This window comes from Tuberibacillus sp. Marseille-P3662, assembly GCF_900178005.1.
GTDB lineage: Bacteria > Bacillota > Bacilli > Bacillales > Sporolactobacillaceae > Marseille-P3662.
Genome location: NZ_FXBS01000005.1, coordinates 362,019 through 387,954, shown reverse-complemented (window position 1 = coordinate 387,954; position 25,936 = coordinate 362,019). Strand labels below are relative to the sequence as shown.

Below are 25,936 nucleotides of genomic sequence, written 5' to 3'. Positions count from 1 at the left end.
CCTCAATTTGACTTTTTTTGATAAATGTCCAGACTATTTGAGATCATTCATCACACGAATTGATAGTCCAATGTTGCTCTTCGCGGATATAAAAGTTGCACTTGATTCAGATACCTTAAACCACTATTATCTAAGCCGTACTAATTTAATTTCCATTTCGCGTCGTCTTTTCAAATGACTTTCGAGTATTCAACTCTTGATATTCGAATGTTGTTGGGTCAATTTCCACGCCAAATAAAGACTTTGCTTCTTCAACAGTGTAATATTCATTTTTCACATCGTTTACAACTTGTTCTGTTGGACGCTTTAATGGATTTCCATATCCGCCACCAGTTGCAGTCATCAATTTTAAAACATCATTTTTTTGTAATGAATAGCGTGGATATACCCCAAACGGACCATCTACTTCTCCATTAGCTTTATTAATGTAAAATTCATTGACGGATCCTTCTAATCCACCACCTGTCCCCCATAGTCTATATTGATTGCGCCCAAAGGTAATGGTAGCTTCTTGTCCATCTGTGAGAGCCCGGTATGATCGGATGACACCCTTCCCACCGATATACTCACCAGCTCCCGTACCATCCACTCTCAAACTATACTCATCAATGTTTACACCATAACGTGTTTCAGCAACTTCTACTGGGACATTATAAGTTTCACCATCTAAAATACAGAACTGTCCACTTGCCCCGTCTTGACCATCGGCTCCACCCCAACCCCCAACAGAGGGCTCTACAATCAAAAATGGTTCATGAGTATCTTGATGTGATCCGGTTAGAGTAACGGAACAAACTGATAGCAAGTGTGCTGCTGCAAGCCTATGTGGTATATATGGAGCCAACGCTTTCCATATCAAATCCGTACATCCAAGCATCGTTTCAAAATAATTCGACGTAGGAGCAGGTCTTTCAGCAGACATAATTGACTTTTCATCAGTAATTATCTTTAACTGTCTGAATACACCATCGTTTACATTTTGATCCGGATTTGTAATCGCTAAGAAAATGGTTCTGACAGCAGATGCAAGGCCAGTATACGAACAATTTACGGGGCCAGGAACTTGTGGGCTGCTGCCCCTAAAATCACAAACAAATTCGTCATCCGTTACCGTAACTTCCACTTGAATTGGAAAAGGACCATTTCCAATTCCATCTGTTTCCACATAACCATTCGCTGTAAATGTACCTTTTGGTAATTTTTCAAGTTCCTGTTTTGATATTGTTTCACCATGATCCAATTGGTTGTTAATTGCGGAAAGCACAGTTTCTTTCCCATGCTTTTCACAAATTTCCTTAACCCTTCTTTCTCCCGTTTTAAGCGCTGCAACTTGTGCCCACATATCACCAAGAGATAAGTCAGGAAAACGAACGTTTGAACGAATGATTTCAACAAGTCCCTCATTAAGTTGACCTCCATCATACAATTTGACAGATGGAAATTGTAATCCCTCCTGGAAAATATCTCTTGAATCGTTAGTAAATGAACCGGGGTCTTTTCCACCGACTTCTGTCCAGTGTGCTTTATTCGCAGAAAAAGCGACTAGCTCATTTTCATAGAATATTGGCATGACTAACCCCACGTCTGATAAGTGAGAACCACCTCCACCATACGGGTCATTGATGACAATGATATCCCCAGGTTTCAACTCACCTTTATCACTATATTTTTTCAAAGTTTGCTTAACCATAAAAGAAAGCATTCCAATGAATCCTGTAACCCCATTACCTTGCGTTAACAGCTGACCTTTTGAGTCCGTTAAACCACTCGCATAGTCCAATACTTCATAAATGATTGGACTCATCGAGGTTTTCGCCAAGGCAATAAACATTTCATCTCCAGTAGCAAGCAATGAATCTTTTACAATCTCTAAACTAAATGGATCAACCTTAGTCTCATTCAACGTCATTTATCTCGCCCCCGTTTCAATGATTAAGTTTCCATAATCATCTACTTTAAGTGTTTGGTCTTGATAAAGTACGGTCACCGCTGCTTTTTCTTCAATAATTGCTGGCCCTTGAATAATTTCATTTGACGGCAGCATTTGTCGGTTATAAACGTCTGTTTGAATCCATCCTTTTGGGTCTTCAATATAAATATTTCGGGTTTCTATTTTGGCATCTTCCAAAGTTGTACTTATCTCTCTCTTCTTTAATTTAGGCTTCTGAACTTTGCCAAAAGCTGTAACATGTAAATTAACAATTTCTGTTTCTGTATCATCAAGCCTGAATGTATAGTTTTGCTCATGTAGCTGGTGAAATTGTTCAACAATTTCTTGCTGATGTTCTTCAGACCAATCACCATCCGGAATAGGCACTTTCACCGTATGTTCCTGACCAAGGTAACGCATATCCGCAAAGCGATTGAATATGACATTCTCTTTTTTGATACCTTCATTACTAAACTGATCGTATGCCTCATCATCAATCTGATCCCACTGTTTCAAAATTTCACTTCGATCAAGTTTTTTCAGTCGCTTAATAAATGTTTTTATATAATCATGGCGGAGATCACTCATCAACATGCCCCATGCAGAGAATACCGGTGATGCTACAGGGATCACGACTTTCTTGACCCCTAATTCTTTTGCAAGGGCAGGAGCATGCATTGATCCACCGCCACCGAACGCAACTAAGGTGAAGTCTTGGGGATTATGTCCTTTTCTGATTGAAATCAGTTTAAGTGCGTTCAACATATTTGAATTAGCTATTCGAAGAATACCAAGTGCCGCCTCTTCAGCAGTCATATCGAAATAATCAGCTATTTTTTCTTTAATAACTTCTTTCACTAAATCTATATCTACATCATAGTCGAAATTATCTGCTGAAAGACGGCCGGTTATCAAATTGGCATCAGTCGTTGTCGGCTCTGTTCCACCTTGACCATACGAAACGGGACCGGGAACAGCTCCAGACGACTCAGGACCCACTTTGAGAGCGCCAGCTTCATCCAGCCAAGCAATTGACCCCCCACCATTGCCGATTTCCACAATATCAACTACTGGTGCTTTAATTGGATAACCTGCATTACGGTCATTTCGCTCAATATAATAATCCGTAGAAACTTTTACCTCACCTTTTTCAATCAGGGAGCATTTAGCTGTTGTTCCACCAATATCAAATGCAATCATATCCTCTTCACCTATTAACTCCCCAAGTACGGCTGCACCATAAATTCCTGCAACAGGTCCAGATTCCACCATGTTAATCGGAACGTTCTTTGCTTGTTCAAATGTTGTTGTGCCGCCATTAGATTGCATTATGAAATTTTGACTCGCGGCATTGAAGTCTGCCAATTTATTGTCCAGCCTATTGACATATGAAGTTGCGGTTGGCTGAACATAAGAATTCAATGCGACAGTATTTGTCCGTTCATATTCACGCCATTCTTTAGTCACATCATGTGATGCAGATACGGAAACCTCTGGCCACAATTCTTTAATTAGTGCAACTGTCTCTCTTTCATGATCCCGATTTACGTAAGAGTGCAAGTACGACACCGCTATTGCATCCACACCTTGCTGTTTGAAATAGTCAACTACATCTTTCACCTGTGTTTTATCCAAGGGAGTAAGAACTTCCCCCTTATAATTAAGGCGTTCGCTTACTTCCTTTCGCAAATGTCGTTCCACAAACGGTTCAGGTTTCTTATAGCGAATATTAAATAAATCAGGACGATTTCCCCTAGCAATTTCCAGAACATCTCTGAATCCTTTTGTCGTAATTAATCCGGTTTTAGCCCCTTTTCTCTCTGTTAAAGCATTAATGATAACGGTAGTGCCGTGAATAAATGAAGACATGGCTTCTTTATCGATGTTACTCCTATCCAATATATCAATTACGCCCTGTTCAAAGTTTGGAGGTGTCGTGGGACCTTTGGCAACTTCAATCTTTCCATTATCATCAACATAAACCAAGTCTGTGAATGTTCCTCCAATATCAGTTGCAACCCTCATACTTTCCACCCTTTCCTAGTTTCAGCTTATTAGATAAGTTTTCTAAAAAATAACTGGTGTTAATACACTCAACAGTACTGCTTTTTCATTCAAAGGGTTTTTCCACTCATGTACTTTCTCAGAAGGGAAATGAATCGAGTCACCCGCAGTTAAAATGTATTCCTTTTCTTCTATTTTGAAGATAACCTCACCTTTTACCACATGATAAAACTCCTCTCCTGGGTGACTGTGCTTTTCAACGTACAATTTGTTTGGAGGCAATGTTACTAGCATAGGTTCCATTTTTCGCTCTGGAAAGTTTCCAGCTAAACGAATATGCTGAACATCGGAGCCTTCCAATTTAAATGGTTTTTGCTTCGCTTCATGGACTGCATAATTATGATTTTCAATCTCCCTAAAGAAATAAGTGATATTAATGTTGAAAGCATCCGAGATTTTTTTTAAAGAAGTTATCGCTAGTGAAGATGATCCCCTTTCAACTTGCGAAAGAAAGCTTACTGACAACCCTGTTTTTCCGCTCAAATCTTTAAGTGTCATTTCCTTTTCTAATCGCAAACTCTTAATTTTTCTATGAATATTTTCCATTACGTTTTACATCCTTTTAAGTATACTAATTTCAGTATTAACGGAATTTTTACACATTCATTAAACTTTTTCTCATGTTAACACATGAATCGTATAATTGAAAGAATAATTTTTTAATTTTAAAATTTATAAAATAAAAGCTATGGCAAATAAGCTGTATTTGAAACATTCACTTGATATAAGGATAAAATAGTAAAATCCCGTTCCACTTTTTCAAGGAACAGGATTATATTTGAGCTAGATGAACCCGGACTACCTTTTGGATCAGTTTCACTAATCATTTTTCCGGATGCCGAAAACCAACACGTTTATTCCGCCTTAAATACCTCTGATTCTTTTTCGGCATCTTCTTCAGTCTGTTCTTTATTCTTCCAAAAATACCACCCCATATAGCCATAAAGGAATGTAACAATAATCCCTACAAAGTTGTACCACAAAAACGGTAAGTAGGAGATGGTGGAAATGCCCAGAGTGGTAGCCATAAAAACACCAGCATCCGACCATGGTATCATGGGAACTGTTACTGTTCCGCCACCTTCCGAATTTCTTGATAATACTCTGTGGTCAATATTTCTGTCATCATACAGTTTTTCTGTTGTTTTTGACCCTGTAATAACACCTACATAAGCGGCACTCCCGAACAAGTTACCAAAGAAGGCGGTTGCCATCGTTGAAAATGTGAGTTTCCCAGTACTTTCCTTTACCCAACCATCAAACAGATTGGATAGAGCCTGCAATATACCTAATTTATCAAGCAATCCCCCAAATCCAAGAGCCAACAAAATCAAGGCAATAACGCCCAACATGGATTCAATTCCACCTGTATTCAATAACTCATTTAAAAATTCACTATCAGAATTGATTTCAAAGCCAGAATATGACGTCGTTATGGCAGAAACAACATCCACTCCTTGGAAAATAGCTGCCCATATAATTCCCAGCAAGGCACCAAAAGCTATAACAGGTATCGCTGGTTTATTCATGGCCAGCAAACCAATGACGATAACAAGCGGGATCAAAACATACCAATGAATACTGAAAGTGCTGATCAAAGCCTCAGATGCAGCATTGGCCCGACTCATGTCAATTTGATCTCCAACATAGAAGAATCCAACTAATGTAAATAGAATACCCGTGATAAGTAATGAAGGAAGACTGACAGGCAACATTCCTTTCACATGCTTGATGACCGGCACTTCTGTCAGTGAAGCTGTCATGACTGTTGTATCTGATAAAGGAGACAATTTATCACCGACATAAGCACCCGATATAACGGCTCCTGCTACCAATGGTAATGGAATGCCGAAGCTTTCGCCGACTCCCATCATGGCAATCCCGCTGGTACCAACTGCCCCAAAAGATGTACCCGTTGATAAAGCCGTAATAGCTAACAGAATCATGGCAACCACTAAAAATACGTTTGGATTGATAATGGCCAATCCGTAATAAATGAGTGCTGGCACAATGCCACCTGCTATCCAAGTGCCAATCAAGGCCCCTACAGTAAATAAAATCATGGTTGCTTCCAGACCTTTTGATATACCCGTTATAATCGAGTCTTGAAGACTTTTATACGTGTGTTTCAACTTTAATCCAAGGCCAATCATGATAAACCATGAAGCAAAGAGTGGAATTTGAAATGGTATGTCGAAAACAGCGACTGATACCGACATCATGGCTAGAAATATAAAAAGGACGAGAAATACTTCAATAAATTTCGGTTCTTTTGGTTTCATTTTTAAATCCTCCCATTTTTATTAATAAAGTTATTAAGCACTTACAAAACACTTTATTATTTAACTTGAACCCCCCATATAACAGAATATTCCTTCTTTTTTCAATATATTTTTCCATTAATGATAGCTAAAAGTAATGATGCATTTAAAAAAACTTTACACATTTAAATCTGACTGTCATAAAAATTTGACATTTACAGAAGGTACTCATTTTCTCTGAAATAGTTGTCAGCAGTACCTCGTTTCTTATCGTCTGCAACACTATTTATCCTGATTATTTAAACCATGCACATCTCCAGCCACTCCATAAGTAAGCGCATTCAAATAAAATTTTATCTATTGCTAATATGCAATGTTTGTGCCAATTATTGATTACTAGTTATTAATACTCTGGATCCACAAATATACAACAAAGAATTAGATGAATGTAAAATTACACCTTTAAAATGGATACAGCCTCAAAAAGATAAGAACAATCAAATCAACCCATAAAATCGGGGGTAAAAAGAATAAACGAATTCACGGAAAAGGATAAAACAAATGATAGGAGGGCGTTCTATTGGGGAAATCCAAGGGTGAGGCGACATCCAGAGAGCTGGCGAATCAAATTCTTGAAAACTACCAACCAAAATCTGTGGAAGATAGCAGAATGCACTGAAGGCTGTATTCGGACCCATGTTCGAATCAAATTACGTTATCATTTTTTTATTTGAAATTAGTATTTCCTAGAGTTAATCCGCCATCAACTGTAATCGATTGCCCCGTTACAAAGTTTGATTCTTGCGTAGCTAACCAAAACGCGGCTTCTGCTATATCCTCAGGTTTTCCGATACGCTGCACTGGATGACGTTTGGCTAACTGATTTCTTGCTTGTTCGGGGTTACTTTGTGTTTTCATATAGCTTTCTGTCATTTCAGTTTCTATGTATCCTGGACATAGGCAGTTACACAAAATTCCATCATGAGCAAAATCTAATGCAATCGACTTTGTTAGTGATTGGACTCCACCTTTTGAAGTACAATAAGCACCTAGGTTCGGTTCAGCCCAATATCCATCAATGGATGCTGTGTTAATGATTTTTCCACCACCTTGATATCGCATATGTGGAATCGCATATTTACTGCATAAAAAAACACTCTTCAAGTTTACATTCATCACTTTATCCCAATCTTCTGGCGATGTATGTTCGATGTTTTGTTCATATTGCACTCCTGCATTATTTACCAAAATATCTAGTCGCCCCGTCTGTTGAACCGTTTGATCGATCAGGTTTTTAACTTCCTCTGGTTTAGATACATCTGCTTGAATAAAAGAAATTTGCCCTTGTGTATCTTTTACAACTTTTTCTCCAGCTCCCTTATTTCGACCAATGATAAAGACACTGGCTCCTTCGTAAGCAAGTTTAATGGCAATTGCCATACCAATCCCTTTGGTTCCTCCTGTAACAATTGCTGTTCTATTTTTTAGTTTCCGCTCATTCATATGTAATCTCCCATTGAAATTTATTTAATGTAGTTTAAGATTCAATTCATGTAGAGTTGCTTTTACAAGATTTATTTTTTATAATTCACTTTAAATTCATTAATGATGAAAATAATCTTTCATAAAAATTCTAACACATAAGAATAGGCTTTACTGGTAAAGTCATTGGTTGTAACGAAAAATCCCTCCTTGGCTTTTGAATCAATGATAGCACTGTGGAATTGTTGAATCTGGGGTCTTGTAACTTTCTGCACATTATTTCTCTTGCATTCTACAATACCTAGGTAATTCTTCTTTTCTAATGACGCATGCGTACATAGGCAATTCCATACGTTTCATTGAGACAAGTCATCTTCGGCCTTTCGATAATGTTCCACTTCTTCCCTTGACCCCCCGGACTTTTGAACGATCCATCTAACTCGACGGGCAATTGAGCGTTTGGTTTTACTCGGACAATCCTTAAGCTCTTTGATTTTGAGTAATGCTATTGTAAAATCCCGATAATCCACACCTTGGTCCAAGACATATTGATCGGCTCGGCGCTCCATGATACGGAAAATAAGGGGCGATAAAAAGCAGGAATAGAGAACAAAACAGATGACGTACATCCCAAAAGTGATCAATCCAGGAACGACCACCCCATTGGCATTTTCATACCAGTTGATTAAGGATGCCACCCCGTACAGTGGAAGCAAAGAAAACAGCAAAATAGCGTAGTGAATCAACGAATGCTTCTGTTTGATCTGACTGAGACCACGTATTACAACACTCTCAAGTTGCTTGACCGTAAAGTCCTCAAAGAGATCTTCTGCAAAGAAAAAACGCTTCGTCCGAAAGCCTGTCACGATGACATTTGCCTTTTCTCTCTTTTGGTTTGAGAAGGTATAAAAGTTTACGTCCCGAATACCTTCCCTTTTTACATAATCCTGAAGGTGTTGTCCAAGTTCCTGATCCTCCAGCGGCTTAACATCCGTGGTTTTCCCTGATAAAAGGTCGGTCAAAATTCCCATGCACAGGCCGGCAAGAATAACTAGAACCGTGAATCCATAATCGTCATAATGACGATTGACAAACCCATAGGCAATGAAACATACGACAAGTAAAAAAGCGAAAAGCATCAATTGTACACGTATGGTTCTCCCCAATTTTTCTTTCCTTGTAACAGTGAATCCTTGAATCGTCTGTGTTGCGTTAAATGAGATCTGTTGATTCACCATGGTGACAAGACAAAATAAAACGAACGCTGCCAATAGACTAATATAAACGACGACATCAGGATCATCGACAAGCACTTGAGATAGTTCCGTCCAAATCAGTAAAAAGTTCAAGACAAAGTCTAGAAAAAGCAATAGTAGGTTCATAGGTTTGTTAAAAAATTTGATCCGACTAATGGTATGCTCAGGAGACTTCGTTTGCTGATGGACATTAAGCGTATAAGTTGTTAACCAAAAGACATAGAGAAAAATCACAACAAGACCAGCAATCCCAAAAAGAATTTTATGGGTCAGCGATAAGTAAAAAAACCAAGCAATCACTCGATTTTCCCCTTTCTTAATATGCCAAAAATTGAATGTTATATTATCCATTATACCTTGCATTGTTGCATTATGATAGATTTGTAAGCAAACACGACACTATCTTCACAATTTAACCCAGTCCCATCCGATAAAGACGTAGGAATGATATCACCTTGAAGGGACATTACTAATCAACTTTTCCCCATAAAAAGTCTACTCGCCAAAAGCCGGACAGCTTTCAACAAGTAGACGCCCGATCAACCCAACACCGTGCTCACTAACCCTTTAAATATCTTAAAGCCAATTCACTCATCGCGGTCATCCCCGGAACCAGGGCCGCTTCGTCAAAGATGACACCAGGATTATGCAACGGTAGTTTGGAAGCTTCTGTGCCGTTATTCGTCCCTAATCGGAATAACATACCCGGGACATGATCCAGATAAAAGGCAAAATCCTCTCCACCCAGCGATGGCTCTTTTAACTCATGGAAATATTCTTTCCCCAAAGCACTTGTGACCGTATCTTCCAATAAATCCACAAGATCATCATCGTTAACGAGAGAAGGTGACCCCTTATGATATTGGATATCTGCTTCCCCATTCATGCTTTCAGCCGTCTTGCTGACGATTCTTTTCATAATGTCAGGGATCTCCCTTCGAGTTCCGGGATCCGTCGTCCTCACCGTCCCTGACATCTCAACGTCTTGAGCAATGACATTTCTTGCCGACCCGCCATTTATTTGTCCCACCGTCACCACAGCTGGATCCAAAGGTGCTACTTCTCTTGACACAATGTGCTGCAAGGCCGTCACAACATGGCCGGCAATAGGGACAGGATCAGTGCTTTTGTGCGGATGAGCGGCATGTCCCCCTGTTCCTTTTATATTGATATTGAAAAAATCACTAGCTGCCATAATGGGCCCCTTACGAACACCGATCGTCCCTGCCGGAAGAGGCGGCCAACAGTGCAAACAAACGAGGGCATCAACACGAGGATTCTGCAGGACACCAGCTGCGATCATGCTTTGTGCGCCTGACATATTTTCTTCCGCCGGTTGGAAAATAAACTTCACGTTATCTCTTAGTTGATCGCGACATTCACTTAAGATAAGCGCCGTGCCTAATAAAATTGATGTGTGAAAATCATGACCGCAGGCGTGCATGACATCCGCGGTTTCTGACGAAAAAGCAAGATCAGTTTGTTCACTAATGGGTAGAGCATCCATATCAGCCCGTAAGCCAATGGTCTTTCCAGGATGCTTTCCTCTTAACAAAGCGACCACACCAGTACCACCCACTTCAGATGAAATTTCAAAACCTCTATTTTCTAACGTTTCTTTAACCAATTTCGATGTTTGATATTCAAAGGAACTCAATTCTGGATGTTGATGCATACGTCGCCGAATCTCTATGACATGGCTCTCCAGACTTTTGGCCATTTCCTTGACTTCCATATAATCCTTCCTTCAGCTAAAAGATTGTGGATGCAAGGTCGTTGAGCGGGCAACAACCTTGCATCATTTCTATGAAAACTAGTCTTCTGTATTAGCTTGTCCTAACTCCTTAATTTTTTCGTACGTATCTTCACCCCAGACTTTTTTGCCGAGGCGATCTCGCACCGACTGGGTCGCCTGAATAAACGGTTCCAAATCCGGTTCAATAAACGTCGCGCCGTCCTCTTTCATTTCCTTTTTCATTTTGGCATGTTTTTTCTCCATATCTTTCTCCGCATATTTTTGCGCTTGCTTCGCAGCATCCGTAATAATGTTACGATAATCTTCCGGCAAATTTTGATAGAACTCTTCATTAATTGTGACAAAAGCCGGTTTATACATATGATGGGTGATAATCATATAATCTTGAACTTCGGAAAATCCTGCCGAATAGATGGTTTCAAGTGGATTTTCCTGACCATCAACCACACCCGTTTGTAACCCTGAGTACACTTCACCAAAATCCATCGGGGTTGGATTGGCACCTAAAGCTTCAAACGTTTGCACATAATAATCACGCGTCGGCACCCTGATCTTAAGCCCTTTCATATCTTCAGGTGTGTGAATCTCTTTATTGGCTGAGACAATGCGCGGCCCTCTAGGTAATAAGCCGATATTGCGAATCCCCTTATCGTCAACAAGTTGTTTATTCCACTTCTCTCCGACTGAGGAATTCAATACTTTCAGCCAATTATCATTAGACTTCATCAAATAAGGAAGAGCCAAATACTCTAGTTTCTTCATACCCGGATTCCCGCTGGACATCATTTGAATCGTGCCCATTTTTACTTGTTCAAGCTGTTCCTCTGTAGTACCAATTTGATTGGATGGAAATAATTTTACACTGACGTTACCACCGGTCTTATCTTCCACAATTTTTTTAAACCGCTGCATCCCGACATATGCTGGTTCTCCTTCATTCGCCCATGTGCTATAACTGATTTCATAACTTTTCTTATCATTGCTTGTACCGCTGGATTTGTTGCCACCACAACCAGCGAGAATGAGACTTAATCCTAAGACAACAAATACCGTAAGTAACAAAGATTTCTTTATCATGACCATCCCTCTTTCTTGTCTTTTGATTTTTATTCACGCATGTCCGTTTCTTTAACCATGCCTACCACAGCTGCGGCTTTATGGACTATGTGATCGATAATGGCTTCCCCCTTTTCTGCCGAAGCAGCTTGAGGATCTCCCAGAATGCCTTCCGAGGAGAGTTCTTCCATATTAAAGTAAATAGCGTATTCAGTGTTATCGGTTCTGACTTTTGACAACCCAGAAACGTCCAAGTCCCGCCATTGGCAGACTCTCTCCATGTTCGGGAGTTGATCCATTCTCATATCTGCCGGATAAAGGTATTGCATCACCGATGTTAAGGGCTCACCCCCATGCCCTGAAGGATCGTTCTCTCCATAGAGTTCCTGCTTAAATGCCGGGCTCAAAGAACGCCACAAATCAAGTGATGCCACCTTCAAACGTTTTTCCCGTTTGATTTCTCTAGCTACATGTTCAATCGTTGAAGCATTCCCGGCATGACCATTTATGAATATGATTTTTGTCACATTATGCTCTATTAAACTCTCACAAATATCCGTCAACAAACCCTGTACCGTTTGCGGTGAAAGCGAAATCGTCCCTGGATAACCGCGGAAATATTCTGAACAACCAAACGGAACAGCCGGCAGATACAGCACTCCGAGTTGTTCCGCCGTTCTCTTGGCAACCTCAGCCGCTGCTAGGAAATCACCTGTCAGCGAGTGAGGACCATGCTCCTCCATCGAGCCAAGAGGGATTAGAACGACCGGATCCTCTGAGAATGCCGCCTCAACTTCTTTCCATGTCATATGATGCAATGCGTGTTTCTTCATGACCTAACGTCCTCCTTCGTTATTCCAAGAAAAATAGATTGGGAATATACATCGTCAATTGTGGAATAAAAGCTGTTATTAATACTGCAATCAATAAAGGAATATAAAATGGACCCATGGATCGAACAAGCTTCATAAAAGGTACTTTGCCAATATCCGCTACAATGTATAAAAGAATACCAACCGGCGGCGTGGCTCCTCCAATTGTTAACGTTAAGACCATCAACACTCCGAAATGAATCGGATTGACCCCCACTTGAGCTGCAAGTGGTGTTAAGATCGGTGCAAAAACTAGAATCGCCTCAGATGGAAGCATGAACAGACCAATCAATAGCAAGAATAAAATTAATAGGATCATGATGATCGTCGGATTCGTGGAAAATCCTAAAACAAAATCAGCGACAACCGTAGAAATTCTAGCTCGTGTAACCACCCAGGCAAATATTGAAGCTGATGCCAGAACAAATAGTATGTTAGCGCTTTCAACACTGCTCCGCTTAACAATTCCAACAAAACCTTTGAGATCTATATTCCGGTAATAGAAAACCCCAATCACAATCCCGTAAAATACAGCTACAGCTGCGGATTCTGTTGCCGTGAATACACCGCTTAGCACTCCGCCAATAATAATCAAAGGCATGAGCAGCGCCGCAATACCCTGACCAAATGCCTTTCTTCCTTCCCGAAACGTCGCCCGCGGATATTGCGGATACCCTCTCTTGGCCGATACAAAATAGGTATAAACCATGAGGGAAAGCGCGATCATCACACCGGGTACAATGCCGGCCATCAATAATGGGCCGATTGGCTGCTGGGTTGTAATGCCAAAGATAATTAACGTAATACTAGGTGGAATAATCGGTCCTACAATCGAGGACGCCGCCGTTATCGCTGCAGCGAATCGATCATCATAGCCTTCCTTCTTCATCGACGGGATGAGAACCGAGCCTAATGCAACAGTGTCCGCCGTAGCAGAACCTGAGATCCCTGAGAAAAATAGACTCGCCAAAATGTTAACCTGTGCCAATCCGCCTTTGAAATGCCCAACCAACACACGCGCCATTCGAATAATCCGGTCAGTGATCCCTCCAAAATTCATCAATTCCCCAACCATTAGGAAAAACGGGACAGCAAGAATCGTAAATGAATTCACCCCGCCCACAATACTTTGGGTCACCATGGAAAGGTCGTAGCCTTCAATCAAAAGATAAACCAATGAAGATGTGCCCAAAGCAAAGGAAATTGGCATCCCCAAAATGATGAGGAACAGTAATATAGCAATAATCAACAAAATCAAAGCATGTCCTCCCCTTCATCGCCCTCTCGCGGATACAACCCTTTCATATACAACCGACAATCTTGGTACAGCCGAATGACACCATAACCGATGATGAACAAGAACCCGATCGGAGCAGCAACTCTCCAATAAGCATAAGATATTCCTAATGCACCGGATGCAATGTCATTTGAGACCCTGATCAAATGAAAACTCGATATGATGGTGGTTATCAGAAAGGCAAAGATGATCAATTGCAAGCACATCGACAGATAAAACCGTGGACGGACCGACAATTTTTGATAGATTGCGTCAACTGAAAGATGAACCCGATCATAGGTCACCACCCCAGCCCCGATCATCACCATCCAAATCAATAACAAACGGGAAAGCTCAGAAGTCCAAGTTAATGGGCTGTCCAAAACAAACCGACAAAAAACCTGAATGATCGTCAGCGCAAAAATGATAAACAACATGAGGCTGATTAAATAACGAGGGAGCATAGCCAGATCTCTTTCTTTCACGACAAATCCCTCCTTTCATACAGCATTTAAAACAAGACCATAAAACACCAATACATATACGATGTCTCACCTAGAACCAGGTATATTTCATTTAATAGATCTTCCTATCGATGATGACACAATGGAACCTAGATAACGGGCAGCGATAATCCAAATCTAACTTCTTCTTAGCACTGTCCGGGATCGCAATACTCGGGTTTCCAATACTGAAAGAATCACCCTCCTAAAATTGGTCTAAAATTCACTCTCTTTTTTGTGTCCCTACACGTCGCCCGAATGTCGCTCGATCACGTTTTCTTCATTTGTGATATTAAATCACAATTTTAATCAAAAAAAATCATCCATTCAAAATCTAAAATTTGTGCAATCCTTTGAGCCACCTTGACACTTGGAACAGTACCATTTTCAATTTTTGTGTAGTAAGACCTTTCAATTGACGAAAGCTTAGCCACTTCTTCCTGAGTCAGGTTCCTATTTGTCCTAAGAGTTACTAGCCAATGATTTTTCATGGCTGTAGACCTCCTCGTGATCTAACCTCACTGCAACTATAGTGACATATTATCACAATAATCACGTTTGTCAATATTTTTTGTGATTTTTTATCCCATAATGTGAATTTCAGTCACATATCTTTTAAAATGAAAGCATCATGCTGACGAAGGAGAGCCATCCCATGACCGTTGGAGAGCGATTAAAGGAACTAAGAAATAAAAAAGATCTATCCCAGCAAGAACTTTCTAACCGCATAGGGATTCGTAGAGCGACATATGCAAGATACGAAACCGACGCTAATCAGGCGGATTATGAAACGCTTCTGAAGCTAGCCGCTTTTTTCAATGTAACAACAGATTATATATTAACTGGCAAAAGCCAATTAGAATATAAACACTATGATCCAGAACTCCTTCAACTTATCAAAGACCCAGAAGTCCATACAGCTTTTAAGGAAATCCCCGGATCTAATGAACAAGTTAAGGATGAGCTTTTGGATATTCTGCGGTTTCTTAAATATAAGGAGAGGTATAGAGATTCTGAAGATAAGGGAGAGAAGTAAGAAATTTTTTCCAAACGACCATTAAAAAAAACGGTCCCGGAAGACTATATTTTAAAGTCTACCCGGGACTATTAGAAGTGATGTAAATTTAACAAGGGTTTCCTAAAAATGAACATTTTAACTCTTTTCAAACAATTCACTTACAGATAGATTATCATAAACCCTTTTTATAGCTTCAGCTAAAAGAGGCGCAACCGACAAAGTTGTCATATTGTCAATTTGCTTTTCATTAGGAAGAGATATTGTATTAGTGACTACAAGCTCCTCAATTTCTGATGACTCAATACGCTCAACCGCGGGACCGGATAGTACAGGATGTGTACAACACGCAGAAACCTTTCTAGCACCGTATTGCTTCAAAACCCGACTGGCCACTTTGATCGTGCCTGCAGTATCGATAATGTCATCAATAATCACAGCATGCTTGTTTCCTACATCTCCAATTATATTCATAACTTCTACCGAATTTGGCTCAGGACGACGTTTGTCTAGAAAAGCAATTGGGACGTTTAATCTCTCAGCCATCTTCCTTGCTCTATAAACTCCTCCATTGTCTGGCGCTACTATTATTAAATCATTTTTGTTCTTTTGCCTAAAATAGTTTGATAGAATGGGGACCCCTAATAATTGATCCACAGGTACATCGAAAAATCCTTGAATTTGTGGCGCATGTAAATCAATTGTGAGCACCCGGCTGGCTCCCGCCGTTTCGAGTAAATTTGCTACTAATTTAGCGGTAATCGGCTCTCTTGCACTAGCTTTACGATCCTGACGGGCGTATCCATAATAAGGGATAACAACGTTAATGTTTTTTGCGGATGCTCTCTTAAGCGCATCAATCATAATCAACAATTCCATTAGATTCTCATTAATGGGATCAGATGTCGATTGGATAACAAAGATATCACATCCACGAATACTTTCTTCAATATTAATTTGAATTTCACCATCACTGAATTTTTTTACTGAGCAAGAACCAAGAGGAATTCCTGTATGTTTAGCAATTTCCTCAGCTAAACATGAATTGGAATTCAAAGTGAAAAGCTTAATTTTTTGATTGGTGTTTTTCATAAGGCGTTATTCTCCTATTATACCTAATTGGAAAGTTCCTCATTGACTAAGTGTACAGGTTTATCTCCTGCCAGACTACGTATTAGATTTTCTGTATTAAGATATGCCATTCGCATCCGTGTTCCGTAGCTGGCGCTTCCGATATGTGGGAGTGTAATAACATTATTGAGTGATATAAGCGGATGATCAATAGACGTTGGTTCTTGGTTAAAGACATCCAACCCTGCCGCCCAGATATCACCATTTACTAAAGCATTATACAATTCGTCCTCATTAACCACACCACCTCTCGAGGTGTTAACAAGAACAGCATTGTCCTTCATCAAAGAAAATTGTTTTCTGCTAATCAAATTTTCTGTATCCTTAGTAAAAGGAACCAAAATACATAAAAAATCAGATTGTCTTAGAATGTCTTCAAACTCTGTATAGTGGATCCCTAACTCTTGTTCAGCATCAAACTTTCTAGATCTATTGTAATATAAAACTTCCATATTGAATCCCTTGGCACGTCTAGCAACAGCCTTACCAATTTGGCCTAAGCCTATAATACCAAGTGTAGATCCAAAAACATCTTGCCCTGTTAATAAAAAAGGAGACCATGTCTTCCACTTACCCTGTCTTAGAAATTGATCAGCTTCCAAGAGACGTCTTGAAGTAGCCATCAATAATGAAAAAGTCAAATCTGCTGTCGTTTCTGTTAAAACTCCCGGTGTATTTGTAACCATAATCCCTTTTTGAGTGGCATAGTTAATATCAATATTATTGTATCCGACAGCCATATTACTAATAACTTTTAAATTCTTTGCTTGATCTAACAGTTCCCGGTCAATCGCTTCTGTTAAAAGGCAAAACAATCCATCTACTTCTTTGACCTTTTCTTCTAAAATCGATCTAGGGACCGGTGTGTCTTCCTTTTCCCACATCTCTACCAAAAAGTACTTAGATAATTTGGCTACTATTTCATCTGGTAACCTTCTCGTTATATAAATCTTTCTGTCCAAAGAAAACACACCCTTTAAAGTATTTTTTCAGGATGACAAGTAACCATTTGCTTTTTCAAAATGTTGTTTTAGTGCAGGGTATAACCCGGCAAACAATTCATATAAATGTGAATACTGTTCTACTCTCTCTTCAGAGGGTGTACTCCAAAATAATGTATTGTTTTTTATTGTTGAAGGAAGCTGCTCTAAATGTGGTAAATATCCCAATCCCGAACCTGCTATTAAACAGGTCCCATATGCGGCAGCCTCATTAACTTCCAGCGTTTCAATGTTTTTATTCAACACATTAGATTTAATTTGGGTCCAAATTTTATTTTGCGATCCACCGCCAATTGATTGATATGAATCACTAAAAAGTTGGTATTCCTCCTCTATAATCTCCTGAATTTCCCTAAGGCCTAAGGCGCACCCCTCAAATATGGCTTGTAAAAAATCCGCCTTAGTAGTATTTAAATGCATTCCCACAAATACCCCTCGAGCATTCGGATCCCAGATTGGAGATCTTTCACCTTGCATATAAGGTAAAAAAAACAATCCATTCGCTCCAGTTTTTGATTTCTGGGGCAACTCCTCTAAAATAGTTGAAGACTCCCCATCATCTTTCAGAAATGTCTCATAAAACCAGCGAATACTAGCGCCTGGTGTAGACATTGCACCGTGTGATAACCAACTTCCTTTGGTCACATGGCATCTATTTAGAAAGCGGCTATCCAAGAAATCTGAGTTATCTATACAAACCGTTAGAACATTTGAGGTTCCAACTGATTCAAACACCTGATTATTCCCTATACCTACAGAGAGGGCGGAGCAGGCCGTATCTGCCCCACCAACAATGACTGAAATACCATTTAAAATATCAGTATCAAATCCACTTGTCATTCCTACGATTTCACCGGGAGCTACTATTTCAGGTAAAAATGATGAAGGAATACCTAGTTTAGAACACAAAACTTCCGACCATTCATACCTTCTTATATCAAAGACACCTGAGAAAGAAGCTTGGGTCCAGTCCATAATGAATTCACCTGTCAACTTGCCATAAATGAAAGTTGACAGATTACCCCATCTACACGTCTTCTCGTATAATTCCGGTCTAGTCTCTTTAAACCACAACAATGTTGTAACTGAAAACATGCCTGGTTCAATTCGATTCCTTGTAACTTGGTATAATTCATCAATTCCTATCGTATCTTTGACCCAATTTGCTTGCGTTTTACTTCTCTGATCCATATAAACAATTCCGGGATATAAAGGATTCCCTGTATCATCCATTATAACCGTCGAATTACAAAACGTTGAAAGGGATATCCCCACCACTTTACCGCTGTTCTCCTTCACTTTATGAATCGCTTTAACAAGCAATCTTTTAACTTTCTCCCATACTTCTACCAAATTGATTTCCACATGATCCCTATTAGGATATTTGAAGTAGTAACTTTCGCTGAAAACAAAATTGAGATTTGCTCTATCATCCATTACTGCAACCTTTATGCTACTACTTCCGATATCAATTCCAACAACGTGAGACAAGCCAATCACCTAATTTACTTTAACATTTTCATGAACCAATTGATTATATAACTCACTAGCTTCATTTACTGTGCCATTACCATGAATAATGTGGGCACAAGCTTTTACGACAGCAGTAGGATTACTGTTATTCCAAACAAAGCGACCAAACGTAATACCAGTTCCACCTGCATCAATTACATCATAAACCATTTGAAAATAATCTTCTGGATTTGAACCAATATTTCCTCCTGCCACTACAACCTTTCCAGGAGTTGATTCTACGACTTTATTAAATGTCTCTGGTGAACCAGTATATTTTGTTTTGACAATATCTACACCTAATTCTGCACCTGCTCTGACCGCGTATGCAGTATGTTTCCAATGATTCTTTTCATCATCTGGAATTTGATTTCCTCGTGGATAAATATGAGCGACAACTGGGATTCCATATGAGGACGCTTTCCCAGAAATATAACCTAAATTACGAAGCTGTTCAGGTTGATCATCACCACCAACAATGCATCCCATTGATACCGCGTCGGCTCCTAATTTTATAGCTTCTTCAACTTCTGAGACTTGAACATCATAATTAGGTTGCCATGGTGAAAAGGTGGAACACTTTAAGATTAACCCTGCTTTACCAGCGTTGGGGGCAAAGCATGTGTCAGCAAGACCTTTATGCATTGTAATTGCGTCTGGACCGCCTGCAATAATTTCGTTAACTTTCCTTTCAATTGGCATTAGTTCTTCAAAAATACCTCTTGCCATTGCCTGATCTACTGCTACTGCCAACAAACGACCATTCTCTGGATTCAATAAACGATTTAAACGGACTTTTTTTCCTAACAATCCCATGAAACTCACTCCTATTTTTTATATTTTATAAGTTTACACTATATATGAATTAGGGATTTCATTCCGATACCGTTCTTCACGTCAAGAATTGCCTTTTCAATGTCATCCAAGGAATATCCCTTAGAGGTTAGCACCTCGGTATTGATTTGTCCGGACTCAATCAATGCTAATGCATTAAGATAATCTGAGCGTTTTAACGCAGAGGTCCCAACAATATTAACTTCATTATAATGAATGAAATTTGGATCAATGTCAGATGTTACCCCTTTAGTAAAGCCAGCAAAAAGATTGATTGTACCTCCTTTTCTTAACAAGCTAATGCTCTCATTCACAATTGCAGGTACCCCTATTGCCATTACTACAGCATCAGCACCAAGATGTTCTGTTTCTTTTAACACTACCTCATTTAATGATTCCTCATCAGGATTGATTGCAAGATCCGCACCCGCGATCAGGGCTTTTTCCCTGCGATGACTGACAAGTTCGCTTACTATTACTTTTTTAGCACCAGCAATTTTCGCGAGTTGGACATGCATTAGTCCAATCGGCCCACCACCTACAACAACAACAGTGTCGTTGACTTTAATGTTTGACTTCCTATGTCCGTTAAAGCAGCAAGCCAATGGTTCAGTAACAACCGCTTGTTCATTAGAAACTTTATCCGGCAATTTAACTAAATTTCCGGCTTCAACGGCCTCTTTCGGTACTTTTAGGTATTCTGCGAAACCTCCATCAAATTCATAGCCGATCGCAACTCGATTAAGACACGCATTTTCCATTGCATTTAAACAGTAATAACATTTACGACAAGGGATTACGGGAATCACACCTACTCTTTCTCCGACGTTATACTCATCAATGCAATCCCCAATTTCCTCAATCACTCCCGTTGTTTCGTGGCCAATAATTGATGGAACCCTGACTCCTTTAGTCTTGTTTCCCAAGAAGATTCTTACGTCTGTACCACATACGGCACTAACGGAAACACGCACCAAGATTTCATTTTTGGTAATTTTCGGCGTTTCCATCTCTTCCACTGAAATTTTGTTTTTCCCCTGAAATTTGGCTGCTCTCATCGATTTCCCTCCCTTGAATCATTCAAGTTTTAATGATTCACAATATTACGGTGGTAATTTCCTTCATTATAACACACAAAAATCGCGAATATAATCTTCATATAAAATATTTTTTATAAACCAAACCAAGTTAATGGGACTGTAATCAAACTTGGAAAAACGATAAACGTAAATAATATCACAAATGTTAGTAGAATCCACGGTAACGTACTTTTAGTGATTGTCTCGATTGAAAGCCCCGTAATGTTTCCTGCAGCATAGAGACAGACACCAATTGGAGGTGTAATCAAACCGAATGATAAAAGAATAACCATGTAAATCACAAAAAATATTGGGTCAATACCTACAGCATTTATTGTTGGCATTAAGATAGGTACAAGTATAAAAATTGCTGCCGTAGCGTCCATAAACATTCCAACAACGATGAGAAAGACAAACAACATCGCCATGATAACAAAGGGATTGTTACTTACATCGCTTATGAAAGTTGCGATTCTTATCGGAAGCCCATCATACTCAAAAATCCAGCTAGCTGGTTTGGCTGTGACTGCAATAAACAAAATTGTCCCCGATAACTTTGCGGTTCTAAAAAAAACATCCGGTAACTGTTTAAAACTCATAATTTTATATATAAACAAAGAAACCACAAGTGTATATAAAACCGCTATTGCCGCTGCTTCAGTGGGTGTGAAATAGCCACTTAATATTCCTCCTAGAAGGACAACTGGTGCTAGTAACGCCGGTAATGCTTTAACAAATGAGCTGATCAACTGTTTAAAATCAAATGGAATATGCTTGCCGTATTGGTGCTTTTTCGAATAGAAGTAATTAAAAATCATGAAAGCAATGGCAACAATTAATCCCGGTATCAATCCCCCGATTAAGGCCTTTCCGACTGAAACACCTGCAACAGATGCTGCGATAACCATTAAGATACTTGGAGGAATAATAGTTGCAAGCATTGACGCAGCCAAAGTGATTCCCGTTGCATACCTTAATGGGTAATGATTCCTGGTCATCGCATTGATGCTAAGTTTCCCGATACTGGCCACTTCAGCAACGGACGAACCAGCCATCCCGGCAAATATTAAGTTTGCCAATATATTCACATGACCGAGTCCGCCAGTAATCCACCCTACAACATTTTTTGCGAAATCAAATATTCTTTCTGCTATTCCGCCCTCGTCCATTAACATCCCGGCCAGAATAAACAGCGGGACTGCTACCATAATGAAACTGTTCATCGAACTATACATTGATTGAATAATCAGACTTATCGGCACATCTGTAAATAGAACAATTGTAAAGACCGACGCAATACCCAAAGAAACGGCTATTGGTATACCAAAAAACATTAAAACAAAGAATAACATGATCAGAAATATAGACACCGTTACCCCCCTTTCTTAATTATCTCCTTATCATACAACAATGACTGAACGACATTTAACACACCTGTTAATGCAGCAAAAGGAATACTCATTCCTATAATCCACATTGGTAATTGAAGAGCCGAACTGGTTTCGTTAACCGTCCATTGTTGTAGGGTCAATTGGATCCCTGAGTACAACATAAATAAAAAGAAACCAATTGATGCAATTGCATATATCCATACAGCGATTTTATTAAAATATAATGGTAAATAATTAATTAGAAACGTTACTCTTGGAGATTCTGCCTTTCGAAATCCAATACTTATACCTAGGAAAATCAGCCAAATAAACAGAAATCTTGTTAATTCAACAGTCCACGGAAATGGATACCCAATCAATCGGCCGATAACTTGTAGAATTACCACAATAAAAATGCAAACAGATGAGAGCCCAGCTAGAACATCCGACAGTAGATTTATATATTTAAAAATTAATCGGAACATTGATATGCAACCCTCCCTCCCCAATAAATTGGTAAACAGCCCCTAAATGAATAAAAACTTAATTATGTTCAAATAAGGGGCTGTTTTTTGTAATATTTACCTATTCAGACTTCCCAGCAAATTTTATGACAGATTGGAAAAACTCATCATTTTCTACTAACTTCTTAAATGCTGGATATGCCTCTTTCGAAACCTCAACAAATGCTTTTTGCTGATCTGAAGTTAGTTCATTCACTTTCATACCGTTTTCCTTAAGAAAATCAACAGTTGAATTAAAGTTCTTTTCATCCTCTTTTAATTTCCAAGATTGCGTTTCTTTTGCGGCCTCTTGCAGAACCTTTTTCTGATCATCAGTTAAATCGCCAAACTTGGCCTGATTAATTCCCAAAATCCATCCATCTGCCATATGATTAGAGATCGTCAAATACTTTTGAACTTCATGTAGTTTAGCAGACTTAATAACACCTACTGGATTTTCCTGTCCACCGATCGTTCCTAACTGAAGGGCGTTATAAACTTCTGAAAAGTCCATTGGTGTTGTTACTGCACCCGTTCGTTTGAAAAACTCTACCCATAAAGGATTGTTAGGCACTCTTATTTTAATACCCTTAAGATCTTCAGGCTTCTTGATTGGATGTTTTGAGTTTGTTATTTGTCTAAATGGACGAGTCCATAACCCTAACCCCTCAATTTTCAGTTCATCCAGCATTGATAATAATTTATCGCCATGTTCTCCATTGAGAAATGATACAAATTTTTCTTTACTATCAAATAAGTATGGAACACTTATGGCATTGAATTCCGGAACAAAATTTGCATAAAGAGATGTTGATAATGCCAGCATGTCAATACTGCCTGCACCTAGCTGTTTTACTGCTGCAGAGGGATCTCCTCCGTACAGTGTTCCATTTGGATGTACAGAAACTTCAATAGACCCGCCACTCTTTTCCTTAACTAATTCTGCAAAGTGCTTTCCTGCCAAAGTAATTGATGAGGTGTCAGGATCCGGAGTTGAAAGATTCAACTTAATTTTTTTAGCCCCTTCATCGTTTGACCCATCACTAGTACCGGATGTTGATTCACTCCCACAAGCAGCCAATGAAATGACCATGACTAATGCCATCAACAGTGTAAAAAGCTTAAGCTTCAATTTCATTTCCCCCTTTTAAATTTGTTAATGTTAACGGTTTCATTACAGGTCAAAAAAAATAAATTGATATCGAATTCGGAAAATTACCACCGTTAAGAAAAGCTTATCATATGATGGTTATTTCCTTCAATACTTTTTTTAAAAAAATGAAGAAAACCTTCACATTAGGTCCTACATCTTTTTATGGCTCGTTGATCGCCTTGTTAATTGAATGTTGTTATAAAAATAATCGTAATTCGCATTGGCTACAGCCGCTACCAAAATATCAATAATTGTCAATTGAGCTATCCTTGATGATATGGCATCTGTTCTGAACATTGTTTCGTTTGACATGGTTTGTAACTCAATATCAGAAATCTTTGTCATCGGAGATCTCGACAAATTTGTTATACAAATGATGGTTACGTCATTTTCTTTAGCAAGTTTCATAGCATGTAGTATATCTGTATTAGATCCTGTGTGAGATATTCCTATTACCACGTCATTTTTTTCGAGAACGCTTGCTGACATTGATTGTAGTGTAGCATCCGTATAGACAGCACTCTTAACTCCTAACTTTAATAGTTTATGCTGAGCATCCATCGCAACTGCTCCGGAAGCACCAGTACCATAAAACTCAATCCGATTCGCCTTAGAAATTGCCTCAATTGCCTTTATTAGCATATCTTCATTTAAAACCTCAATAGAGTCGTAAAGGGCCTGAACGTTTGATTGAAATACTTTTTTCTTGATTGTCTTAACATCATCACCAGGCTCAATCACTTCGTGAATTTGTTTTTTCGGTGTAATAATATCTCTAGCCAGATTTATTTTTAAATCTTGGAAACCTTTATAGCCCAGTCTTTTACATAGTCTTACGACGGAAGACTCACTTGTATCACTTCTTTCTGCCACCTCGGTAATAGAAAGGTGAATAATTTCTTCAGGACTTTGATTAATAAAATCGACGACTTTTTTTTCTGCTCCTTTTAATTTTGAAAAAGCTGCTTCAACTCTTGAATTAAAACTTGTTGGTTTATCGACTTTAAACTCTACCATTTTAATGGGTCACCCTCTTGTAGATTTTGTCACTATTATAACCAAGAATATTATACTTTCGCTACTCCCTTTTAAAAATCCCTTGAGTGAAACGATTCTGTCTAATGTTATTCACCAGTAAAATTCTTAACTGCGTTTATATCTTTTTCTGGCGTTATAATATCGACAGTATAACCATATGTTCGTCACTTTTCTTTGAAAGCGATTGCTTTGCTTTCAATAGAGAGATCAACCAGCTTGTACGTTCGTGTTCATCTTCTTTAACTAAATTAGAAAATTCGTCCTTTCTCTTGGAACATAACCAATATAGCTAAGATTTAATTCCTTTATATTTTTCAAAAGTATGTTTGGTGAATTTCTCAATCATGTTAAGCAGCTGATTACCATTAATTAAGTGAATAGGTTTGTCTAACATATAAGAATAGGCTTTACCAGTAAAGTCATTGATTGTAACGAAAAATCCTTCTTTTGCCTTAGAATCAATAACAGCACTATGGAATTGTTGAACCTGTGGTCTTGTTACTTTTTTGTGCGTTATGTCTCTTGCATTCTACAATACCTAGATAATTGTTCTTTTCTAATAGCACATTCTTGGCTACCGCCTTTCCCTGTAATGTTAGTAACACTGGAGTCTCTTAAAGACATACCTTTTAATTCTTTAAATTTCTATCCACTGATTCAGGTATTTCTTCAATTGGTAGCAACCATAGCACAGGCAAGAACTTCAGCCATTAGTAGTCCCGGTATATCAAATCCTTTTGACTTTCGCCTTTTAGTCATAGTTTCACCTCAAATATATCTTGTACACTTTAGTACAAAAATAAAAAGGAAAACCGCATTCAATGTGCCATCGCTCTTTTCTTTA

24 protein-coding genes and 1 pseudogene are annotated in these 25,936 nt (G+C 39.0%); 2 read left to right on the top strand and 23 right to left on the bottom strand.

The genetic code is table 11. The features are described from left to right. Positions 1–145: 145 nt before the first annotated feature. From B9Y89_RS07995 to nhaC, 4 genes are all read right to left on the bottom strand, one after another. Positions 146–1,909 (bottom strand): hydantoinase B/oxoprolinase family protein, encoded by a 1,764-nt coding sequence (locus B9Y89_RS07995; RefSeq protein WP_085522704.1) that lies wholly within the window; start codon positions 1,907–1,909, stop codon positions 146–148. Further along, entirely contained in the window at positions 1,910–3,955 is a 2,046-nt protein-coding gene (locus B9Y89_RS07990; protein ID WP_085522703.1) for a hydantoinase/oxoprolinase family protein, read from the bottom strand. Between the two features lie 42 nt (positions 3,956–3,997). Then, positions 3,998–4,540 carry a helix-turn-helix domain-containing protein gene (locus B9Y89_RS07985; RefSeq protein WP_085522702.1) on the bottom strand — a complete coding sequence of 181 codons (543 nt, stop codon included), beginning with the start codon at positions 4,538–4,540 and terminating at the stop codon, positions 3,998–4,000. Positions 4,541–4,848: 308 nt separating this feature from the next. Then, positions 4,849–6,276 (bottom strand): Na+/H+ antiporter NhaC, encoded by a 1,428-nt coding sequence (gene nhaC, locus B9Y89_RS07980; protein ID WP_085522701.1) that lies wholly within the window; start codon positions 6,274–6,276, stop codon positions 4,849–4,851. Between the two features lie 559 nt (positions 6,277–6,835). Between nhaC and B9Y89_RS19350 the strand changes: the two are divergent. Beyond that, positions 6,836–6,963, top strand: a pseudogene (locus B9Y89_RS19350) (IS256 family transposase); the annotation flags it as partial. 18 nt (positions 6,964–6,981) lie between these two features. Here B9Y89_RS19350 and B9Y89_RS07975 read toward each other — a convergent pair. From B9Y89_RS07975 to B9Y89_RS07935, 9 genes are all read right to left on the bottom strand, one after another. Beyond that, entirely contained in the window at positions 6,982–7,758 is a 777-nt protein-coding gene (locus tag B9Y89_RS07975) for an SDR family NAD(P)-dependent oxidoreductase (RefSeq protein WP_085522700.1), read from the bottom strand. Between the two features lie 119 nt (positions 7,759–7,877). Continuing rightward, positions 7,878–8,036: a restriction endonuclease gene (locus B9Y89_RS19580; RefSeq protein WP_085522699.1), complete on the bottom strand. Its 159-nt coding sequence runs from the start codon at positions 8,034–8,036 to the stop codon at positions 7,878–7,880. A 57-nt stretch (positions 8,037–8,093) separates the two neighbouring features. After that, entirely contained in the window at positions 8,094–9,293 is a 1,200-nt protein-coding gene (locus B9Y89_RS07965; RefSeq protein WP_085522698.1) for a M48 family metalloprotease, read from the bottom strand. 259 nt (positions 9,294–9,552) lie between these two features. After that, on the bottom strand, positions 9,553–10,728 hold the full coding sequence (locus B9Y89_RS07960; protein ID WP_085522697.1) for a M20 metallopeptidase family protein: 1,176 nt from the start codon (positions 10,726–10,728) through the stop codon (positions 9,553–9,555). A gap of 78 nt (positions 10,729–10,806) precedes the next feature. Then, on the bottom strand, positions 10,807–11,826 hold the full coding sequence (locus B9Y89_RS07955) for a TRAP transporter substrate-binding protein (protein WP_085522696.1): 1,020 nt from the start codon (positions 11,824–11,826) through the stop codon (positions 10,807–10,809). Between the two features lie 29 nt (positions 11,827–11,855). Next, a complete protein-coding gene (locus tag B9Y89_RS07950) occupies positions 11,856–12,638 on the bottom strand; it encodes a creatininase family protein (RefSeq protein WP_085522695.1) in 783 nt (260 codons plus the stop codon). A gap of 19 nt (positions 12,639–12,657) precedes the next feature. Next, on the bottom strand, positions 12,658–13,935 hold the full coding sequence (locus B9Y89_RS07945; RefSeq protein WP_085522694.1) for a TRAP transporter large permease: 1,278 nt from the start codon (positions 13,933–13,935) through the stop codon (positions 12,658–12,660). Next, positions 13,932–14,438, bottom strand: coding sequence for a TRAP transporter small permease (locus tag B9Y89_RS07940; RefSeq protein ID WP_085522693.1), 507 nt, complete (start codon positions 14,436–14,438; stop codon positions 13,932–13,934). Before B9Y89_RS07940 ends, B9Y89_RS07945 begins: the two co-directional genes overlap by 4 nt. 323 nt (positions 14,439–14,761) lie before the next feature. After that, positions 14,762–14,947, bottom strand: coding sequence for a helix-turn-helix domain-containing protein (locus B9Y89_RS07935; protein WP_085522692.1), 186 nt, complete (start codon positions 14,945–14,947; stop codon positions 14,762–14,764). Between the two features lie 164 nt (positions 14,948–15,111). Between B9Y89_RS07935 and B9Y89_RS07930 the strand changes: the two genes are divergently transcribed. Further along, positions 15,112–15,492 (top strand): helix-turn-helix domain-containing protein, encoded by a 381-nt coding sequence (locus tag B9Y89_RS07930; RefSeq protein ID WP_176222153.1) that lies wholly within the window; start codon positions 15,112–15,114, stop codon positions 15,490–15,492. A gap of 117 nt (positions 15,493–15,609) precedes the next feature. Here the strand turns inward: B9Y89_RS07930 and B9Y89_RS07925 are convergent, their stop codons facing one another. The 10 genes from B9Y89_RS07925 to B9Y89_RS19575 all read right to left on the bottom strand — a co-directional run bounded on the left by B9Y89_RS07925 (position 15,610) and on the right by B9Y89_RS19575 (position 25,609). Continuing rightward, positions 15,610–16,563, bottom strand: a complete 954-nt coding sequence (locus B9Y89_RS07925; protein WP_085522690.1) for a ribose-phosphate diphosphokinase — start codon at positions 16,561–16,563, stop codon at positions 15,610–15,612. Between the two features lie 23 nt (positions 16,564–16,586). Next, complete coding sequence (locus B9Y89_RS07920; protein ID WP_085522689.1) at positions 16,587–17,564, bottom strand: 2-hydroxyacid dehydrogenase; 978 nt, start codon at positions 17,562–17,564, stop codon at positions 16,587–16,589. Positions 17,565–17,591: 27 nt separating this feature from the next. After that, positions 17,592–19,094, bottom strand: coding sequence for a xylulokinase (locus B9Y89_RS07915; RefSeq protein WP_085522688.1), 1,503 nt, complete (start codon positions 19,092–19,094; stop codon positions 17,592–17,594). 9 nt (positions 19,095–19,103) lie between these two features. Beyond that, a complete protein-coding gene (locus B9Y89_RS07910) occupies positions 19,104–19,931 on the bottom strand; it encodes a class I fructose-bisphosphate aldolase (RefSeq protein ID WP_085522687.1) in 828 nt (275 codons plus the stop codon). Between the two features lie 38 nt (positions 19,932–19,969). Then, a complete protein-coding gene (locus tag B9Y89_RS07905; protein WP_085522686.1) occupies positions 19,970–21,007 on the bottom strand; it encodes a zinc-binding dehydrogenase in 1,038 nt (345 codons plus the stop codon). Between the two features lie 113 nt (positions 21,008–21,120). Further along, on the bottom strand, positions 21,121–22,398 hold the full coding sequence (locus tag B9Y89_RS07900) for a TRAP transporter large permease (RefSeq protein WP_085522685.1): 1,278 nt from the start codon (positions 22,396–22,398) through the stop codon (positions 21,121–21,123). A 2-nt stretch (positions 22,399–22,400) separates the two neighbouring features. Then, entirely contained in the window at positions 22,401–22,883 is a 483-nt protein-coding gene (locus B9Y89_RS07895; protein WP_085522684.1) for a TRAP transporter small permease, read from the bottom strand. Between the two features lie 100 nt (positions 22,884–22,983). After that, positions 22,984–24,039 (bottom strand): DctP family TRAP transporter solute-binding subunit, encoded by a 1,056-nt coding sequence (locus tag B9Y89_RS07890; RefSeq protein ID WP_085522683.1) that lies wholly within the window; start codon positions 24,037–24,039, stop codon positions 22,984–22,986. A gap of 165 nt (positions 24,040–24,204) precedes the next feature. Continuing rightward, positions 24,205–25,071 carry a MurR/RpiR family transcriptional regulator gene (locus tag B9Y89_RS07885; RefSeq protein ID WP_085522682.1) on the bottom strand — a complete coding sequence of 289 codons (867 nt, stop codon included), beginning with the start codon at positions 25,069–25,071 and terminating at the stop codon, positions 24,205–24,207. Positions 25,072–25,381: 310 nt separating this feature from the next. Further along, positions 25,382–25,609 carry a restriction endonuclease gene (locus B9Y89_RS19575; protein WP_085522681.1) on the bottom strand — a complete coding sequence of 76 codons (228 nt, stop codon included), beginning with the start codon at positions 25,607–25,609 and terminating at the stop codon, positions 25,382–25,384. Between the last annotated feature and the right edge of the window lie 327 nt (positions 25,610–25,936).

Excerpts from the sequence above, each read along its gene's own strand:
- B9Y89_RS07975 (WP_085522700.1), bottom strand. The coding sequence starts at position 7,758 with ATGAATGAGCGGAAACTAAAAAATAGAACAGCAATTGTTACAGGAGGA.
- B9Y89_RS07995 (WP_085522704.1), bottom strand. The coding sequence starts at position 1,909 with ATGACGTTGAATGAGACTAAGGTTGATCCATTTAGTTTAGAGATTGTA.
- B9Y89_RS07930 (WP_176222153.1), top strand. The coding sequence starts at position 15,112 with ATGACCGTTGGAGAGCGATTAAAGGAACTAAGAAATAAAAAAGATCTA.
- B9Y89_RS07990 (WP_085522703.1), bottom strand. The coding sequence starts at position 3,955 with ATGAGGGTTGCAACTGATATTGGAGGAACATTCACAGACTTGGTTTAT.
- B9Y89_RS07890 (WP_085522683.1), bottom strand. The coding sequence starts at position 24,039 with ATGAAATTGAAGCTTAAGCTTTTTACACTGTTGATGGCATTAGTCATG.
- B9Y89_RS07895 (WP_085522684.1), bottom strand. The coding sequence starts at position 22,883 with ATGTTCCGATTAATTTTTAAATATATAAATCTACTGTCGGATGTTCTA.
- B9Y89_RS07910 (WP_085522687.1), bottom strand. The coding sequence starts at position 19,931 with ATGGGATTGTTAGGAAAAAAAGTCCGTTTAAATCGTTTATTGAATCCA.
- B9Y89_RS07985 (WP_085522702.1), bottom strand. The coding sequence starts at position 4,540 with ATGGAAAATATTCATAGAAAAATTAAGAGTTTGCGATTAGAAAAGGAA.
- B9Y89_RS07950 (WP_085522695.1), bottom strand. The coding sequence starts at position 12,638 with ATGAAGAAACACGCATTGCATCATATGACATGGAAAGAAGTTGAGGCG.
- B9Y89_RS07935 (WP_085522692.1), bottom strand. The coding sequence starts at position 14,947 with ATGAAAAATCATTGGCTAGTAACTCTTAGGACAAATAGGAACCTGACT.
- B9Y89_RS07905 (WP_085522686.1), bottom strand. The coding sequence starts at position 21,007 with ATGAGAGCAGCCAAATTTCAGGGGAAAAACAAAATTTCAGTGGAAGAG.
- B9Y89_RS07955 (WP_085522696.1), bottom strand. The coding sequence starts at position 11,826 with ATGATAAAGAAATCTTTGTTACTTACGGTATTTGTTGTCTTAGGATTA.
- B9Y89_RS07885 (WP_085522682.1), bottom strand. The coding sequence starts at position 25,071 with ATGGTAGAGTTTAAAGTCGATAAACCAACAAGTTTTAATTCAAGAGTT.
- B9Y89_RS07960 (WP_085522697.1), bottom strand. The coding sequence starts at position 10,728 with ATGGAAGTCAAGGAAATGGCCAAAAGTCTGGAGAGCCATGTCATAGAG.
- nhaC (WP_085522701.1), bottom strand. The coding sequence starts at position 6,276 with ATGAAACCAAAAGAACCGAAATTTATTGAAGTATTTCTCGTCCTTTTT.
- B9Y89_RS07925 (WP_085522690.1), bottom strand. The coding sequence starts at position 16,563 with ATGAAAAACACCAATCAAAAAATTAAGCTTTTCACTTTGAATTCCAAT.